Here is a 16,891-nt window from a genome sequence, read left to right as displayed (position 1 = left end):
CATGACCCAATCCGAGTATGATGCAGATATCCTCGTCGTCGGCGCGGGGCCGACGGGGCTTTTGCTGTCGAACCTGTTGGGCTCCATGGGGGTGAAAACCCTCCTTCTGGAGCGCAACACCTCGACGGTGCAGGAGCCGCGTGCGGTTTCCATCGATGACGAGTCCATGCGGGCGTTGCTGGCGGCGGGGCTTGCCCCCGACGTCGCAGCCATCACCGCCAAGGGCTACGGGTCGCTCTACATGGGGCCGGACGGGGCGCAATTCGCCGAGGTGAAACCCTTCGTGAAGGAATACGGCTTCGACAAGCGTAATGCTTTCGAGCAGCCTGAATTCGAGGCCACCTTGCGTGAGGCCCTTTTGCGCCACGCGTCCGTCAAGGCGAAATTCGGCGTCACGCTTCTGTCTTTTGTGCAATCCGAGGATCGCGTGGTGGCGAAGGTGGAGGAGGCCGGTCAGGAACGCGACGTGACGGCGCGCTACATGGTGGCGGCCGATGGCGGGCGTTCGCAAACCCGTAAGGCGTTGGGTTTCCCAATGGAGGGCTCGACCTTCGAGGAGCCTTGGCTCATCGTCGATCTGGTGACGACGAAAAACCGCTGTTTTCATACCGAGGTGTTCTGCGACCCGAAACGCTCGGCCATCACTCTGCCCGGACCGGGCGGGATCAGGCGCTACGAGTTCAAGCTCAACAAGGGCGAGACGGCGGAAGAGGCCGAAGAAGAGTCCTTTGCGCGTAAGCTTCTGGCGGACACGGGCCCCGACCGCGACGAGCCGATCCGTCGCCAGAAGGTCTATACCTTCCACGCACGGATTGCACAGAAGTGGCGGCATGGGCGGGTTTTCCTTGCTGGCGATGCGGCGCATCTGACGCCGCCTTTCGCGGGGCAGGGGATGAACAGCGGGTTGCGCGATGCGCATAACCTTGCGTGGAAACTGGCCGAGGCGCTTCATATGGAAAACCCAGATGATCTGCTCGACAGTTACCAGATCGAGCGCAAGCCGCATGCGTGGTCGATGATTGATCTGGCATTGAAAATGGGCAAGGTCATGATGCCGGAGTCTGCCCTGCGGGGGATGATGATCCGCACGGGTTTCCGTCTTTTGGGGCTTTATGGCCCTGCGCGAGATTATGTCGCGCAGATGAAATACAAACCCAAACCGAAATTCTCGGAAGGGTTGATCCGTCCGGTGCAAACGCGTTGCGGCGCGGAAGTGATCGGTCGGATGATCCCTCAGCCTGTGGTGATTTCGGCTGCGCGCGACGAAGGGCTTCTGGACAGTTTTCTACCCGACCGCCCCGTGGTGCTGGTGTTCGACGAGGCCCCTGACAGGGTCGTAAGCGATGAGGCTTTGCAGGCCTTGCAAAAGGCGGGGGCACAGGTCGTCGGTTTGACGCCTGAATACATCAATCCGGTGGAAACAGGCTTTCCGACATTCCGCGATCAGAGCCGCTTTTTCTCACAGACGCCGTTCCGCGACTGTTTGGGGCAGGCGATGCTTTTGCGGCGTGACCGCTATATCGCCGCGCTTGAACCCGTGGCAAGTCTCACGGGGCTTGTGCCGATGATTGAAAGGCTGACCGCACAGAAGATTACCGGCTAGACCGGCCGGAAAGACCAAAGACCGCCACCACGCGAGAGGGAGTAACGGGTGGGGCGGTCGCGATAGTTTCAAAGGGAGGAAACCAAATGAAACGCACACCAACATGGCTGGCGGCACTGGCCGTCTCGCTTGGGGTCGCTACGGCGGGGAGCGTCGAGGCGCGTGAACTCAAGATGTCGACGCCCACGCCAGAACCCCACATCATGACCAAATCCGCCCACCACATGGCCGAGGCTTTTGCTGCCGACGGTTCGGGCGATACAATCGGGGTCTTCCCCGCCAACAAACTTGGTGATGTGCCGACCGTGCTGTCGCTTCTGCAAAGCGGTGCGATTGAGCTGGCCATCGTGCCCGTGGGCGATCTGGCCAACCGCGATCCCTCCTTTCTGGCGTGGTTCCTGCCTTACCAGTTTGAAACTTTGAGCGAGGCCGGGCAAGCAGCGCGCAGCGCCCCCGCACAGGAGATGCTCGCGCGTCTGGAGAAACAGGGGATCAAGGGGATCGGCTATGTCTTCCCCGGCCAGCGTCATCTTCTGTCGAAAAAGCCTGTGACTTCGGTCGCGGACATGGCGGGTCTGAAGGTCCGTGCCTTCCCCAACGACATTTTCAATGCGTGGTGGCGCGGTCTCGGTGCCGCGCCGACGGCTTTGCCGCTGCCTGAAATCATGCCCTCTCTGGTCACGGGGGTGATCGACGCGGTGGATGTGGATATCGACATCGTGATGGCGATGCAGATGCAAAATCAGGCGCCCAATCTGATCTTGAGCAACCACATGGCCTTTCCCGCCGCCATTCTGGTCTCGCAGCGCTGGTGGAACGGCCTGAAGCCCGAAGAGCAGGCGCGGATTTCCGAGATTGCCTCCGAGACGCAGGATTGGGCAATCGAAACCCAGACTTCGGGTGAGGCTGCCCTGCTTGAAAAGCTCGGTGAAAACGGCGCGGTGATCACCACGCTCGTTGATCTCGAGCTCGCGACAGTGGGCGAGACGGTACGCGACGCGTTTCTGGACCGTGATCCGCTGATCCGGGCCTTCTTCGAGGCCAACCAGCACTGACATCAGAAACTCCGAGCGTGTCCATCGCTCGGAGTTCCCTATTAAAGGAGATCGCCATGAGATTTTTGGTGTCCGTGGATAAGGTATTGGTGCGGCTCGAGTTGGTCCTTGCCGTGGTGGCGATGACGGGCGTGGCGGCTATTCTTATCGCTCAAGTGTTGTTCAGATATGTGTTGCAGTCGCCGCTGTTTTTCGCCGAGGAACTGGCGTTGATCCTGATGATTGTTGCCACGTTCGCGGGGTTCAGCCTGATGGTGGCCGACGGGCGCTTGGTGACCATTGATATATTCGGCGGCAAGGTCGCGCCGATCACCCATGCGCGGATCGCTTGGGCGATGCGCGTGGTGGTGCTTGTGTTGGGCGTGTTGCTGGCGTGGTTTTCCATCCGCTATCTGATGGTGCCTTGGGTCTGGATCGAACGCTCGGCCACGCTGGGTGTGCCACGGGCCGCGCTTTACGCAATCGTCACCGCCGAGCTGTGTTTTCTGGTGCTCCATCAGTGCGTGCAACTCTGCACCACCTTTTCGGCGTGCCGCGCCACTGACGGGGAGGCTGTCTGATGCTGACCCTTGCAACCTTTTTCATTTTCCTCAGCTTCGGCCTGCCGATCGTCTTTCTGCTCTTGTTGGCGGCGATCGTTTTTGTCTGGTCGAATGACGCTTCTGTTCTGTTCGACAGCTTTCTTGTGCAATCGGTGAAGGGGATCGAGTCCAACGGGTTTCTCGCCATTCCGCTCTACATGCTGGTGGGCGAGATCATGAACCGTGGCGGGATCACCGAGCGTCTGATCCGCACCTCCATGCGCGTGGTCGGGCGGATGCGGGGTGGGCTGGCTTTCGTCAACGTGCTGACCAACGCTTTTGCGGCCGCCATCCTTGGCTCGGCCACGGCGCAGATCGCGATCATGTCGCGCTCCATCGTGCCCGAAATGGAACGACAGGGTTACAAGAAACCCTTCGCCACGGGGCTTACGGTCGCCACGGGGCTGTTGGGACCGATCATTCCACCCTCTATGCTGATGATCATTTACGGCGTTCTGGCCTATCAGTCCGTTGCGGCGCTTTTTGTGGCCGGTCTCATTCCCGGTGTGTTGTTGATGTCGGCGTTTTTCGTCACAGTCTGGATGTCGAAATCCCATCTGCCCGAGGTGGATCACGAGCGCCTGCCATCGAACGCTTGGCGGGAAGTGATTATGGATGCGCTTCCGGGATTGATCCCTGTCACCATTATCTCCGGCGTGGTCTCGGGGGCGATGACCCCGACCGAGGCGGGCGCGCTTGCCGCCGTCGTTGCTCTGGTTCTGGCGGTATTCGTCTACGGCGAGATCGGTTGGCGCGACTATGTCCCGGTGATGCGCAATGTGGTGCTGTCCTCGGCCTCGATCATCATGCTGATCGGCTTCGCGACCCTTCTGGGATGGGCTTTGGCGTATGAGGAAGTCCCCGACAAGTTGGCGCAAGCGATTGCCTCTGTGGCGGTGGGGCCGATCTCATTTATGCTGCTGGTTTGCTTTGTGGTCTTTGTCTTGGGGATGTTCCTTGACGGGATCGGGGTGTTGATCGTTATCGTACCGGTGCTTTTGCCGCTTGCCAGCCAGTTCGGGGTCGATCCCGTCCACTTCGGTGTGGTGCTTGCCGTGGCCACCCTGACGGGGCTTGTTTCGCCTCCTGTCGGGCCTGGCCTTTATCTGGCGATGGATGCCACGGGACTGAAGATGATGGAGGTTTTCCGCGGTGCGCTGCCGTTCCTTGCCGCCTTCCTGGTGGTGTTGGGAATTATCATCCTTCTGCCGGTCCTGTCGGTCTGGTTGCCCGCTGTTGTAGGGCTTTGAACGAAGAGTTTTCATCCGGCCTGCCTTTCACGGGGGGCGGGCCGGTTCACATGGAGAAAAGACATGACAACGCATAACGTACTTCCCCCCTACGAGGGGTTTGACGGACAGTTCATCAACGGCACATGGCAGGCGGGGAGCGCCGGTCGGGTGCTCAAGGACACCAACCCTTATGACGGCACCCTTCTGACCGAGATTGCCATGGCCGATCAGGGCGATCTGGACCGCGCCTATGAGGCGGCGCGGCGGGCGCAGCGTGACTGGGCGCTGACCATGCCAAAAGAACGCGCCGCGATCTTTCACCGCGCGCTGGCCAACCTTGCAGGGCGCAAGGAAGAGATCGTCTCGTGGATCATCCGCGAGTCCGGCTCGACCCGCATGAAAGCCACCGCCGAATACGAGGCGATTGTCGCGGGTATGGCCGAGGCGGTGAGCCTGCCTTACATGGCGCATGGGTCCATCGTGCCTGTGGACCGTGCGGGCAAGGAGGCCCGCGTCTACCGCAAGCCCGTAGGCGTCATCGGCGTGATCAGCCCATGGAACTTTCCGTTGCATCTGTCCAACCGTTCGGTGGCGCCCGCCATTGCCTTGGGCAATGCGGTGGTGCTCAAGCCTGCAAGCGATACGCCTGTGACGGGTGGCTTGCTTTTGGCGAAAATCTACGAGGAGGCGGGGCTGCCTGCGGGGGTGCTCAATGTGGTGATCGGTGCGGGCTCCGAAATCGGGGATGCCTTCTGCGCCCATCCGGTGCCGCGTATCATCAGCTTTACCGGCTCGACCGAAGTGGGGCAGCGGATTGCGCGCACAGCGGCGGGATCGGCGACACTGAAAAAGCTCGGGCTGGAACTGGGTGGCAATGCGCCGCTGATCATTCTCGACGATGCGAATATGGGCAAGGCGGTGGAGGCCGCGCTGGTCGGGCGCTTCCTGCATTGTGGCCAGATCTGCATGAGCACGAACCGGATCATCGTGGAGGACGGAATTTACGATGCGTTTCTTGAGGCCTATTGCGCGGCGGTGGAGACGATCAAAGTGGGGGACCCGAACGCGCCCGACACCATGGTTGGTCCGCTTTGCAATGCTTCTCAGGTGCAGTCGGTCACGGGGTTGATTTCTTCGGGTGTGCAACAGGGTTTCGAATTGCGGGTTTCGGGTGAGGTCGATGGTCATATCGTGCCGCCACATGTTTTCGTCGGGGTGACGAATGGCTCGCGTCTGGCGCAATCGGAAATCTTCGGCCCCGTCGCGCCGGTGATCCGTGCCAAAGACGAGGCAGAAGCGCTGCGTTTTGCCAATGACACCGAATACGGGCTGTCGAGCGCGATCATCTCGGAGGACGAGGGGCGTGCGATGCGCGTGGCACAGGGGATCGAGGCGGGGATGACGCATATCAACGACATCACCATCCACGATTACCCGCATCTGATGTTCGGGGGCGAGAAGAATTCGGGTCTCGGGCGGTTCAATGGCCATTGGATCGTGGAAGAATTCACCACCGATCATCTGGTCACGATCCAGCGCTAGGGCGGGCGGTCCTGTGCTGCATTAAGCTGACGAGGTATTTGTCCCAGCATCAGAGTGGCCTACCGTTCTGTGACCATCAGACGGTTGTCCTATGGGGCAAATACTTCACGGAAGCGCCAAGACAACGCACACCTGAGTTGCTGCCGGTTTCAGGGACGGCAACTCAAGCTTTCATAGCTCGGTCCTCGAAGGTCTAGGGCTTAAAGAACCGATGGTCGTGTGTCGACGCGTTGGAGTGTAGAGCCGCTCAATGTAATCGAACACATCGGCGCCTGCGCCATGCTGACGCCTCGTTTCGTTCTCAACTTCACCGCTGCGAACTCGCGACTGAACATCCTGCTCGTCATGTAGTTTCCCCGGTTTCATAAAGACCTTATCTCGGTGTCCCTGAAACCGGCAGCAGCTCAAGGTGTGGGAGGGTGGAGATTGACCAACTACCCGCTACCATCGCACCTAGAGAAAAAAGTAGTTAACTCGTAGTTGAGAAAAACAAAAGCCCTAGCGATTTTTCGCTAGGGCTTTTGTTTTTATTGGCTCCGGCGGTAGGGATCGAACCTACGACCAATTGATTAACAGTCAACTGCTCTACCGCTGAGCTACGCCGGAACATGTGGGGGTGTATAGCTATGGGATTTCGGGGGTGCAAGAGGGTTTTGTGACAAAAAATCACTTTTTCCGAATTTTTCTATCAAGTTACTGAAAAAATGGCATTTATGCCGATTTTGGACTGCGCTTTCAGGCGGTTTTGGAGGCTCAGGTCGATGAGATGCGCCAACGTGTTGCGGGTGGCTGCGGGCAGGTGGGTTTCGGGCAGATCGGTGTAGACCGCGCGGGTCAGCGTGAGCAGGTCCATGGGGCCTTGGGCCAAAGCGGAAAGGATTTGTGCCTCCCGTTCGGCACGGTGCCTCAGCAGGAATTCGATCCGCGCACGGGGCGTTTCGACCGGGGCGCCATGGCCGGGGTGAAGCCGCGTCGGCGCATGTTCGAGCAACAGGGCACAGCTCTGGCGAAAGGCGGCGGCGTCGCCATCGGGCGGCGAGATCAGCGATGAGGACCAGCCCATGATCAGATCGCCGGAGAACAGCTCGCCGCCCCAGGCGAAACAAAGGTGGTTGCCCATATGTCCGGGCGTGTGCAGCGCCTCGATCGGGCCTGCGGGCGTGTCGAGCACGGTGCCATGGGACAGTATCGCATCCGGGGAGAACCCCGCATCCACACCCTCGCCGCCGCCCAATGTCTCCGAAAGGGCCACCATATGCGGGCTGCGCCCGGCCAAGGCATCGCCAAAGGCCAGAACCGGCGCGCCGGTGGCCTGTGACAAGGCTCGCGCGCCGCCGGAATGATCGAGATGGGCGTGGGTCACGAGAATGTGGCTGATCCTGGTGCCGGAGGGCAAGGCCGCGAGCAGCGCTTCGCGATGCCGGGCAAGATCGGGGCCGGGGTCGATCAGCACGCGCTCCGTTCCTTCGCCCAAGAGATAGCTGTTCGTCCCCCAATATGTCATCGGCGAGGGGTTCGGCGCCAAGATGCGCAGAAGGCCGGGGGCCAGTTCGGTGATCGTCTCGGGACGGGTCTGCACGCGATTTCTCTTTCCATAGGGGGGCTTGCAAGGCTACCAATAGCCCATGTTCTTCGACTGGCTCAAAACATATCTGCCACGCGGGCTCTATGGCCGGGCGGCGCTCATCCTTCTGGTGCCGGTCGTGGTGATCCAGCTTGTTGTCATGGTCGGCTTTTCCCAGCGCTATTTTCAGGACGTGACCCGCCAGCTCACACAAGGCGTGGTGGCGGAAATCGGTCTCTATGTCGCCGCCGTTGAGGGGCTTCCCCAAGCGCAGCTTCCGATGGCGCTGAGCGAACTGGACACGCGGTTGCGGTTCACCTCTCGCCTCGGCGATCCCGCCCCGGTGACGGATCAAAGGGCGTGGGACGACATCACAGGGCGGATCATCTCGGCAGAGCTGAAAGACGGTCTCGAAGGGGTAGAGGGCATCGATTTCGCCAGCGATACGAGGCGGGTGCAGCTTTCGGTCATGACCGGGGCGGGGCGTCTGACGATCGATCTGCCGCGGCGGCGCGCCTCGGCTTCGAACCCGCACCAGCTTCTGGTCCTGACGGCGCTGACCGGCGGGCTGATGACGCTGATCGCCTTCATTTTTCTGCGCAATCAGCTGCGCCCGATCCGTCATCTGGCGCGGGTGGCGGAGGCGTTCGGACGCGGTGAGAACAAGCCTTACCGGCTCGCGGGTGCGCTGGAGGTGCGTTCCGCCGGGGCGGCCTTTCTCAACATGCGCGCCCGCATCGAGCGCCAGATCGAACAGCGCACGCTGATGCTGTCGGGCGTCTCGCACGACCTGCGCACGCCGCTGACCCGCATCAGGCTCGGCCTGTCGATGCTCGATGTGCCAAAGAGCGACGAGGCCGAGATCAAGGCGATGCAAGGCGATCTCGACGAGATGGAAAAACTGATCGATACCTTCCTCGATTTTGCCCGCTCCGATGCGACGGAGGAGCCCAGACGGCTCGATCTCAAGGCGCTGGTACGCGAGGCGGTGAGCCGGGCCGAACGGGCCGGGTCGGTGATCGCGGCGGTGACACTGCCCGAAGGCGCGGTCGAGCTGACGGGGCGGCCTGCCGCGCTGTCGCGGGCGCTCGACAACCTGCTGTCCAATGCGCGGCGCTATGGTACGCAGACCCGGATCAGCTTGACCCTGTTCGAGCGTGCTGCGGTGATCTCGGTCGAGGATGACGGTCCGGGCATCGCGCCCGAGGCGCGGGATCGCGCGCTGCAACCCTTCGTTCGGCTCGATGCGGCGCGCAACCAGAACCGCGGCTCCGGCGTGGGGCTTGGGCTCGCCATCGCTCATGACGTCGCGCGGCGCCATGGCGGCACGCTGCGTCTTGGCGAAAGCGAGACATTGGGTGGGCTGAAGGCGGATCTGGTGCTGGCGCGCTGAGATTCTGCGGCGCTCGATGCGATGGTCCTGCCGGGCTTGAACGCGGACGCGCGGGGCTTGGCATTCGTGGCCTGTCGCCGGTGTCGCATGAGGGCCAGCATGTCGGGACGGTGGAAATCGGGCTGGACCTTGGCGCCTCTTTCTTCGACGCACTGGTGGCAGGGACCGGCACTCAAGTGGAGTTTTACACATTGCCCGATATGGCGATCGAAGGATTTTCAGCCGAAGAGGTACTGGCCCGGGGAACAAGCGGAACAGTCGCAGGCGACTCGCTGCGGGCCATTGCCGAAAAAGTGGCGGAGATGTCCGCCCATGTGAGCGAGATTTCCTCCGCAGCCGGGGAGCAGGCCAGGGGCATCGAGGAAATCCACGCAGTGATTTTGGACATCGAACAGACGATTCAGCATCATGCTGCCATGTCCGAGGAAACCACGGCGGGCAACACGACGTTGATCGAGAGGCCGATCATCTCCACAAGCTGGTGGATCGATTCCCTCTCGCGGCAGAGGAGGGGGATTGGAGCGTGCAGAGCCGGGTGGCCTGATCTCCCGCCGCATCATGGCCCGGTTTGTTTGCCTTAACACATCTTGGGATAACAACCGGATCAGGCAGGAAAAACTTGGTAGGCCCGGCAGGACTTGAACCCGCAACCAAAGCGTTATGAGCGCTCTGCTCTAACCAATTGAGCTACAGGCCCGCCTGATGCCCTGATTATTGTGGCGAGAAGACCGGGTCAAGTGGCGCAGGCAGGCCTTTTCAACGCGGCACAAACCGCGTAAACGGGCCGAAACGTCAGTTTCGCGGGGAGCCATTGCCATGACGCAGGGAAAGAACGGTCTCACTTACGCCGATGCGGGTGTCGATATCGACGCGGGCAATGCGCTTGTCGAACGGATCAAACCGGCGGCGAAAAAGACCGCACGTCCGGGGGTGATGGCCGGTCTCGGCGGCTTTGGCGCGCTGTTCGATCTCAAGGCGGCGGGCTATGAGGACCCGATCCTTGTCGCCGCGACCGATGGGGTCGGCACCAAGCTGCGCATCGCGATCGACACGGACAATGTCAAGACCGTGGGCATCGATCTCGTGGCCATGTGCGTCAACGATCTGGTATGTCAGGGCGCGGAGCCTCTGTTCTTCCTCGACTATTTCGCCACCGGCAAGCTCAAGCTCGACAATGCCGCCGCCGTGATCGAGGGGATCGCCGAAGGCTGCGCCCAATCCGGTTGTGCGCTGATCGGCGGCGAAACCGCCGAGATGCCGGGCATGTATGAAGACGGCGATTTCGATCTTGCGGGCTTTGCCGTGGGTGCCATGGAACGCGGGGCGGATCTTCCGGCCGGGGTGACCGAGGGCGACGTGCTTTTGGGGCTCGCGTCCAACGGGGTGCATTCGAACGGTTATTCTCTGGTGCGCAAGACGGTCGAGATTTCCAGCTTCAAATGGTCTGACATCGCACCGTTTTCCGACAACACGCTGGGCGAGGAACTCCTGACCCCGACGCGGCTTTATGTCAAACCGGTGCTCAAGGCGATCCGCGCGGGCGGTGTGCATGCGCTGGCGCATATCACCGGCGGCGGACTGACGGAAAACCTGCCGCGCGTTCTTCCGACGGGTATGGGCGCCGATATCGACCTGAAAACATGGTCGCTCACGCCGGTGTTCCGCTGGCTGGTGGACACGGCGGGGCTGAGCCAGCACGAGCTTTTGAAAACCTACAACGCCGGGATTGGCATGGTTGTGGTCTGCGCGGCCGATCAGGCCGAGGCGTTGACTGCGCTTCTGACCGGAGAAGGCGAAACGGTTTACCGCATCGGTCAGGTCACGACGGGCAATGGCGTGACCTATGAGGGTGAGCTCAAGTGAGCCACAAGAAGGTTGCGATCCTGATTTCCGGCGGTGGCTCCAACATGGTGTCGCTGGCGAAATCCATGGCGGGAGACCATCCGGGACGGGCCTGTCTTGTGCTGTCGAATGTGCCCACGGCGGGCGGTCTGCAAAAGGCCGCCGACATGGGCATTCCGACGGAGGTGGTGGATCACCGCAGCTTTAAAGGCGACCGGGAAGCCTTTGAGGAAGAGCTGATTTCCACGATTGATGCCTATGCGCCGGATGTCCTTGCCCTGGCTGGGTTCATGCGCATCCTGACGCCGAAATTCATCACCCATTATGCCGGGAAGACGCTCAATATCCACCCGTCCTTGTTGCCGAAATACAAAGGTCTGCACACCCATCAGCGCGCCATCGAGGCGGGCGATGCGGAAGGTGGCTGTTCCGTGCATGAGGTGACGGCCGAGCTCGACGGCGGGCCGATTCTGGGACAGGCGCGTGTGCCGATCCTGCCCGGTGACAGCGCCGACGACCTCGCCGCCCGTGTGTTGGTACAGGAGCACCGGCTTTATCCGGCGGTGCTCAGACGGTTTATCGAGGGCGAGACCGGGATTCTGACGCTCTGAAGGCGGTCACGCAGTCTTGCGCGAAGGTGAACGCATCCCGCGCTGAAATTCTGGCTGTGAAAGATATATTCGCGATGTAGAATATAAGTGAGTCCCGCCTGGGGACCCGCGTTTCGCGAAAGGATATCTCATGAAAACCGCTGATTTCGTTGCCACCATTTTCGATGGCCATTCCAACCCTGGCAAAGTGACCGTGGCTTTCACCATGGCGCTCAATGCGCAAAAGATGGGCCACAGCTCCATCGTACTTCTGATGGTCGAAGGGGTGGAATTGGGCAAACCCGGGTCTACAGAGGGCATGGACATCGGCAAGCCTTTTGAGCCGGTGGCCGATCTCGTGAAGGAATTTCGCGCCGCAGGTGGGCGCATCGGCATTTGCGGCGCCTGCATGATCCACAACGGGTTCACCGCCGAAGAGATGGACCCGGAGTATGAAATCATCACCGCGCCCGACGTCGTCGAGCTGATGATGGCGGCCAAAGGCACATTGCCAATCACCTGAGCCCATCACCTGAGCCAGAACCGAGCATCGCAAAGGGGGCGGGCGATCTGCGCCCCCTTTGTTCTTTTCTTTCGGCAAAAACCTGCGTATCAAGACCCAATCGACGGGATGACCCCGCGCCGCAGGTAAGAAAATCATATGATCACCATCACCACGACCGAAGGTCTTCAGGCCTTCTGCGACCGCGCCAAAGACCGCCCTTACGTCACGGTCGACACCGAATTCCTCCGCGAACGGACCTATTATTCGAAACTCTGTCTCGTGCAGCTCGCCATTCCGGGCGATGCCGAAGAGGACGCGGTTCTGCTCGATCCGCTGGTGAAAGGGCTCGACCTCGCGCCGCTTTACGAGCTGTTTCGGAATGCGAATGTGGTCAAAGTCTTCCACGCCGCGCGGCAGGATCTCGAGATTTTCTACATTCAGGGTGGGATGATCCCCGCGCCGCTGTTTGACACGCAGGTGGCTGCCATGGTCTGCGGCTTTGGCGAACAGGTGGGCTACGAGACTTTGGTGCGCAAGATCGCCAAGCAGAGCCTCGACAAAACCTCCCGGTTCACCGACTGGTCGCGGCGTCCGCTGACGCCGGCGCAGGAAAGCTACGCGCTGGCCGATGTGACGCATCTGCGGGTGATCTACGAATATCTCGCGCGCGAGATCGCCCGTCAGGGGCGCGAAAAATGGGTCGACGAGGAGCTTGAGGTTCTGACCACGCCCGCGACCTATGTGATCGAGCCGGACGAGGCCTGGCAACGGGTGAAGACCCGCACGAGCTCCGGCAAATTTCTCGCCGCGGTCAAAGAACTTGCGGCGTTCCGCGAATTCTACGCCCAGAGCCGCGACATCCCGCGCAACCGCGTTTACAAGGACGACGCGCTTCTGGAACTCGCGTCCACCAAGCCCAAAACACCGCAGGACCTGTCGCGCTCGCGGCTTTTGCTGCGCGAGGCCCGCAAGGGCGAGATCGCCGACGGGATTTTGCAGGCCGTTGAAAAGGCGTCGAATTATACCGCCGCAGAGATGCCGAAACTGGATCAGTCGCGCGATAAGTTGCAGGTTAACCCGGCACTGGCCGATATGCTTCGGGTGTTGTTGAAAGCAAAATCCGATCGTTTCGACGTGGCCGCGAAGATGATCGCTTCTGCCGCCGATCTCGATCTGATTGCCGCAGGCGAGCGCGATCTGCCGGTGTTCAAAGGCTGGCGCGCCGAGGTCTTTGGCGACGACGCGCTCCGGCTTTGCAAGGGCGAGATCGGCTTGGCGGTGAAGGGCCAGAGGGTCGATGTGATCTCCCTCTGACGGGAGTTCAGGCCAATTCCATCGCGAAACGCGTCCCGCTGAACGGGTGGGGCGCGAAACCGCAGGCGCGGTAAGCTGCCTGCGCGACCGTGTTGTGATCTTGGGTCGACACGGTCAGGCGCGCGCAGCCGAGGTTTTGCGCCACATCCCGACTGGATTCGATCAGATGCCGCCCAATGCCTTCACCCCGCGCGTGATCCCGAATGTAGAGGTGATGCAGGTCCATCACCTTCTTGCCATGCTGCAACTGAACGCCCGCGACCAGCGCGGCATAGCCCAGGAGCGCACCGTCGCGTTCGGCCACGAGAATGCGAATCCACGGCAGATCGGCATTCAGCAAATCGATGAGCGCCGGGAGATCCAGCTCCGGCTCATCGCCATGATGATGCGCCAGCGCGTGGATCATCTCCAAAAGCGCATCCTTGTCACCCCAGCGCGCCGGACGGATCACGGCCGGGCGGGTCCTGGTATCAATGCGTTGCATGAGGGTCATATTCATCTCCTGTTTCTCGCCACAGGGGATGTTCGACATTAAAAAAACCGCCCTGCGGCGGCCTTTCATCGTGTCATGACTATGGGCCGCGCTCTATGTCAGCTCGGTCCAATAAAAAACGGTCATGAGGGTTGCGTATGTCATGGCGTGACCATGCGGTAGGGGCATCGGCCTGTCAACAGCGAACTGCGTGGCCTGCGTTCAGACCGGCATCACATAACGCGGCGCACGCAGGCTCGGGCGTTCAAATCCAAAGGCGCGATAGGCGGCTTTGGCGATGGCGCTGGTGCGGGCGATGGCGACGGTGAGCGTTTCGCAGCCCAAGGTGCGGGCGGTGGTCATGGCCGCGTCCGAAAGCGCCCGGCCAACACCCTGACCGCGCTGCGCAGGCGCGACATAGATATGATGCATCTCCATGGCGCGATCCTGTGCGCTGAGTTGCAGTCCGCCAACGAGTGCCGCATAGCCAACCAGCACGCCATCCTGTTCCGCCACAAGCAGCCGCACCCAAGGTTTCGGCGCGTGGATGATGTCGATCACGCTGGCTTCATCGAGGTTCAGCTTGTCGTCCATCTGCGGTTTCAGATCATGGATCATCTCCATGAGATGCGGCAGGTCGGCGCCCTCCGCAGGGCGGATGGTGAGGGCATGCTGGATGCCGGTCAAGGATATGGGCGTCTGGACGGACATGATAAACGGTCTGGTTCGATCTGTGCGGGTTTGCGGTACGAGTCTTTGATGTCTCGGGGAGAAGAAAACCGAAAAAGGTTAAAGCTCGCTTATCGCCGGGACATTATTTTTATGACCATTTCAGTCATGATCTTGCGGCTCATATGGGGGGCAAAACGAAAACTGTCAATCTGCCCGATTTGAATATTTGGTAAAAGATATATGTCAGGGGAAAGATGGGCGGATCGCCGCTGAGCGCGATTTCGGAAAGCTATTTTAAATCAACGTCTTGCGTTCAATCACTCAGGATTTCGCCCGGTTGCGGGAAAACTGCAAGCCGGGGTTTCCTGAGCAATCAGGCGAAGAACGCACCTATGTGTCGAGGCTCTGCCCGTAAATTCCCCAAACGCCCCGCGGGAGCGTTCGCCCGGCCATTTGACCGGTGGTGGGAATTCACCCATCGTAATCCACTTCTTCGGTGAGACGCAGCGCGCCCGCGCGTTGGTTGGCAATCTCGATCAGGCTGAGGTTGTCGGGCGTAAACGTTCCCCAGCTTGCCACCAGTTCCGAGGCTTCGGTGCCGGGCGCGACCGGGTATTCCGAATTCGATTCCGCATAGATTTCCTGTGCCTCATGAGAGGAGAGGAACTCAATGAATTGAATGGCTTCGTCCTTGTTCTTCGCAGCTTTCGTCAAGGCCACGCCGGAAATATTGACATGCGTCCCGCCGCCATCGACATCGAAAACGGGGAAATCGAGTCGCACGGAATCGGCCCAGACGCGTTGTTCCTCATCGGCCAGCATTTCACCCATGTAATAGGTGTTGCCCAGAGAGATGTCGCATTCCCCGGCCCAGATCGCTTTGACCTGCGCGCGGTCGTCGCCCTGCGGACGGCGGGCGAGATTGTCCTTGAGGCCCTGAAGCCAGACCTTGGCCTCCGCCTCGCCATGATGCGCGATATAGGCCGAGGTCAGCGCGATCATATAGGTGTGCATGCCGGAGCGGGTGCAAATCCGGCCTTTCCATTTCGGATCGGCAAGGTCTTCGTAGGTCGTCACATCGCCGGGCGCGACGCGGTCTTTCGAGGCGTAGACGATGCGGGCACGGGTGGTCATGCCCCACCATTGCCCCTCGGGATCGTGGAATTCCGCCGGAATGTTCTGTTCGAGCGTCTCGGTGATCAGCGGCTGGGTCACGCCCGCATCCACGGCCTCGGTCAGCCGCGCGATGTCGACGGTCAGGATCACGTCGGCGGGAGAACGATCGCCCTCGGCCTTGAGCCGCTCGACCAGACCGCTTTCGAGAAAGGCCACGTTGACCTGAATGCCGGTCTCTGCGGTGAAAGCCTCGACCAGCGGCTGGATCAGCTCCGGCTGGCGATAGGAATAGACGTTCACATCGGCCAGCGCCGGGGCGGCGGCGAGCATGAGGGGCAGGGCAAGGCTGAGGCGCTTTTGCATGAGGGACTCCGTCTGTTTGGACCCGTTTAAATCCGAGCAAAACGCTCAGGTCAACCGGAGTTTCGGGGGCTCAGGTCTTTGTGAAGCTCAGGACGCATCTGAGGTCTTCGCGGCTTTCTCTTCGGCTTTCATGGCATCCCAAAGCGCGTCCATCTCCGCCAGATCGCTCACGGCGGGCGTCTTGCCGAGGGTCGCGAGCCGGTCTTCTATGCCATTGAACCGGCGGGTGAATTTCGCGTTGCAGGCGCGCAGGGCCTCTTCCGCATCAACGCCCAGATGGCGCCCGAGATTGACCACCACAAACAGAAGATCGCCGAATTCCTCGAACACCTCGTCTTGCGTGAGCGTATCGCGGGCCTCCTCAAGTTCGGCGGCCTCCTCGCGGATTTTGTCCAGAACATGCGAGGTGTCAGGCCAGTCGAAGCCGACACGCGCGGCGCGTTTTTGCAGCTTCTGCGCCCGCATCAGGGCCGGAAGGCCCATAGCCACGCCATCGAGAACACGATGCTCGCCACGGCGCGCGCGTTCCTTGGCTTTCTCGACCTCCCAATCCTTGGTCTGCTGCTCCGGAGACTTTTGATTGCTCTCATCGCCAAACACATGCGGATGACGGGAAATCATTTTTGAGGCAATGGCTTGCGCGACGTCGTGAAAGTTGAAAAGCCCCTTGTCAGAGGCAATCTGCGCCTGAAACACCGATTGGAACAACAGGTCGCCAAGCTCGGATTTCAAATCCTCCATATCGCCGCGCGCGATGGCGTCGTCGACCTCATAGGCCTCCTCGATCGTGTAGGGCGAGATGGTCGCGAAATCCTGCTCGATGTCCCAGGGACAGCCGCCCTCCGGGTCGCGCAGACGCCGCATAATCTCGAGAAGCTGCTCAATGCCTTCGGGCACGCTATGGATGGGATCCTGTGTCATGGCGTCACCCTGACCCTCACAAGAGGGCTTTGCAAGCGCGAAAACCGGACCTATAAGGATCGCATGACCAACCGTGCCACCATCATTATTGGCTGCTGCATTATCCGCTGACATCGTCGCGCGGGT

The 16,891-nt window shown here is 60.8% G+C and carries 16 protein-coding genes and 2 tRNA genes; 11 read left to right on the top strand and 7 right to left on the bottom strand.

Features of this window, described 5'->3' with window-relative positions:
- The first annotated feature begins 1 nt into the window (after nt 1).
- The 5 genes from V1471_RS05460 to V1471_RS05440 all read left to right on the top strand — a co-directional run bounded on the left by V1471_RS05460 (nt 2) and on the right by V1471_RS05440 (nt 6,013).
- The gene (locus tag V1471_RS05460) at nt 2-1,603 is read left to right on the top strand and encodes a bifunctional 3-(3-hydroxy-phenyl)propionate/3-hydroxycinnamic acid hydroxylase (protein ID WP_434287330.1); all 1,602 of its coding nucleotides are present in this window, start codon (nt 2-4) and stop codon (nt 1,601-1,603) included.
- 86 nt (nt 1,604-1,689) lie between these two features.
- Nucleotides 1,690-2,658, top strand: coding sequence for a TRAP transporter substrate-binding protein (locus V1471_RS05455; protein ID WP_434287329.1), 969 nt, complete (start codon nt 1,690-1,692; stop codon nt 2,656-2,658).
- A 56-nt stretch (nt 2,659-2,714) separates the two neighbouring features.
- A complete protein-coding gene (locus V1471_RS05450) occupies nt 2,715-3,218 on the top strand; it encodes a TRAP transporter small permease (RefSeq protein ID WP_434287327.1) in 504 nt (167 codons plus the stop codon).
- Nucleotides 3,218-4,489, top strand: coding sequence for a TRAP transporter large permease (locus tag V1471_RS05445; protein WP_434287326.1), 1,272 nt, complete (start codon nt 3,218-3,220; stop codon nt 4,487-4,489). Before V1471_RS05450 ends, V1471_RS05445 begins: the two co-directional genes overlap by 1 nt.
- 63 nt (nt 4,490-4,552) lie before the next feature.
- The gene (locus V1471_RS05440; protein WP_434287325.1) at nt 4,553-6,013 is read left to right on the top strand and encodes an aldehyde dehydrogenase family protein; all 1,461 of its coding nucleotides are present in this window, start codon (nt 4,553-4,555) and stop codon (nt 6,011-6,013) included.
- 531 nt (nt 6,014-6,544) lie between these two features.
- On the opposite strand, the gene V1471_RS05435 is transcribed toward V1471_RS05440, so the two are convergent.
- Together V1471_RS05435 and V1471_RS05430 are read right to left on the bottom strand one after the other, a co-directional pair.
- Nucleotides 6,545-6,619 (bottom strand) — tRNA-Asn (locus V1471_RS05435).
- An 82-nt stretch (nt 6,620-6,701) separates the two neighbouring features.
- A complete protein-coding gene (locus tag V1471_RS05430; RefSeq protein ID WP_434287324.1) occupies nt 6,702-7,592 on the bottom strand; it encodes an MBL fold metallo-hydrolase in 891 nt (296 codons plus the stop codon).
- A 46-nt stretch (nt 7,593-7,638) separates the two neighbouring features.
- Here V1471_RS05430 and V1471_RS05425 point away from each other — a divergent pair, with 46 nt between their 5' ends.
- Complete coding sequence (locus V1471_RS05425; RefSeq protein WP_434287323.1) at nt 7,639-8,970, top strand: ATP-binding protein; 1,332 nt, start codon at nt 7,639-7,641, stop codon at nt 8,968-8,970.
- Nucleotides 8,931-9,551, top strand: a complete 621-nt coding sequence (locus V1471_RS05420) for a cache domain-containing protein (RefSeq protein ID WP_434290870.1) — start codon at nt 8,931-8,933, stop codon at nt 9,549-9,551. The genes V1471_RS05425 and V1471_RS05420 overlap by 40 nt, the downstream gene beginning before the upstream one ends.
- Before the next feature lie 39 nt (nt 9,552-9,590).
- Here V1471_RS05420 and V1471_RS05415 read toward each other — a convergent pair.
- A tRNA-Ile gene (locus tag V1471_RS05415) sits at nt 9,591-9,667 on the bottom strand.
- Between the two features lie 119 nt (nt 9,668-9,786).
- On the opposite strand from V1471_RS05415, the gene purM reads away from it, so the two are divergent.
- The 4 genes from purM to rnd all read left to right on the top strand — a co-directional run bounded on the left by purM (nt 9,787) and on the right by rnd (nt 13,221).
- Nucleotides 9,787-10,833 carry a phosphoribosylformylglycinamidine cyclo-ligase gene (gene purM, locus V1471_RS05410; protein WP_434287322.1) on the top strand — a complete coding sequence of 349 codons (1,047 nt, stop codon included), beginning with the start codon at nt 9,787-9,789 and terminating at the stop codon, nt 10,831-10,833.
- Nucleotides 10,830-11,423: a phosphoribosylglycinamide formyltransferase gene (gene purN, locus V1471_RS05405; protein WP_434287320.1), complete on the top strand. Its 594-nt coding sequence runs from the start codon at nt 10,830-10,832 to the stop codon at nt 11,421-11,423. The genes purM and purN overlap by 4 nt, the downstream gene beginning before the upstream one ends.
- Before the next feature lie 130 nt (nt 11,424-11,553).
- Nucleotides 11,554-11,925, top strand: coding sequence for a DsrE family protein (locus V1471_RS05400; protein ID WP_434287319.1), 372 nt, complete (start codon nt 11,554-11,556; stop codon nt 11,923-11,925).
- Between the two features lie 138 nt (nt 11,926-12,063).
- On the top strand, nt 12,064-13,221 hold the full coding sequence (rnd, locus tag V1471_RS05395) for a ribonuclease D (protein WP_434287318.1): 1,158 nt from the start codon (nt 12,064-12,066) through the stop codon (nt 13,219-13,221).
- A gap of 7 nt (nt 13,222-13,228) precedes the next feature.
- Here rnd and V1471_RS05390 read toward each other — a convergent pair whose 3' ends face one another.
- The 4 genes from V1471_RS05390 to mazG all read right to left on the bottom strand — a co-directional run bounded on the left by V1471_RS05390 (nt 13,229) and on the right by mazG (nt 16,765).
- Nucleotides 13,229-13,714 carry a GNAT family N-acetyltransferase gene (locus tag V1471_RS05390; RefSeq protein ID WP_434287317.1) on the bottom strand — a complete coding sequence of 162 codons (486 nt, stop codon included), beginning with the start codon at nt 13,712-13,714 and terminating at the stop codon, nt 13,229-13,231.
- A 201-nt stretch (nt 13,715-13,915) separates the two neighbouring features.
- A complete protein-coding gene (locus V1471_RS05385) occupies nt 13,916-14,404 on the bottom strand; it encodes a GNAT family N-acetyltransferase (RefSeq protein ID WP_434287316.1) in 489 nt (162 codons plus the stop codon).
- Nucleotides 14,405-14,836: 432 nt separating this feature from the next.
- Nucleotides 14,837-15,844, bottom strand: coding sequence for a Fe(3+) ABC transporter substrate-binding protein (locus V1471_RS05380; protein ID WP_434287315.1), 1,008 nt, complete (start codon nt 15,842-15,844; stop codon nt 14,837-14,839).
- Between the two features lie 87 nt (nt 15,845-15,931).
- Nucleotides 15,932-16,765 carry a nucleoside triphosphate pyrophosphohydrolase gene (gene mazG, locus V1471_RS05375; protein WP_434287314.1) on the bottom strand — a complete coding sequence of 278 codons (834 nt, stop codon included), beginning with the start codon at nt 16,763-16,765 and terminating at the stop codon, nt 15,932-15,934.
- Nucleotides 16,766-16,891: the final 126 nt, after the last annotated feature.

The organism is Celeribacter sp. SCSIO 80788, from assembly GCF_051054295.1.
Classification (GTDB): domain Bacteria; phylum Pseudomonadota; class Alphaproteobacteria; order Rhodobacterales; family Rhodobacteraceae; genus Celeribacter.
The sequence above is the reverse complement of the archived record's forward strand: the minus strand, read 5'-3'. Positions and strand labels throughout refer to the sequence as shown.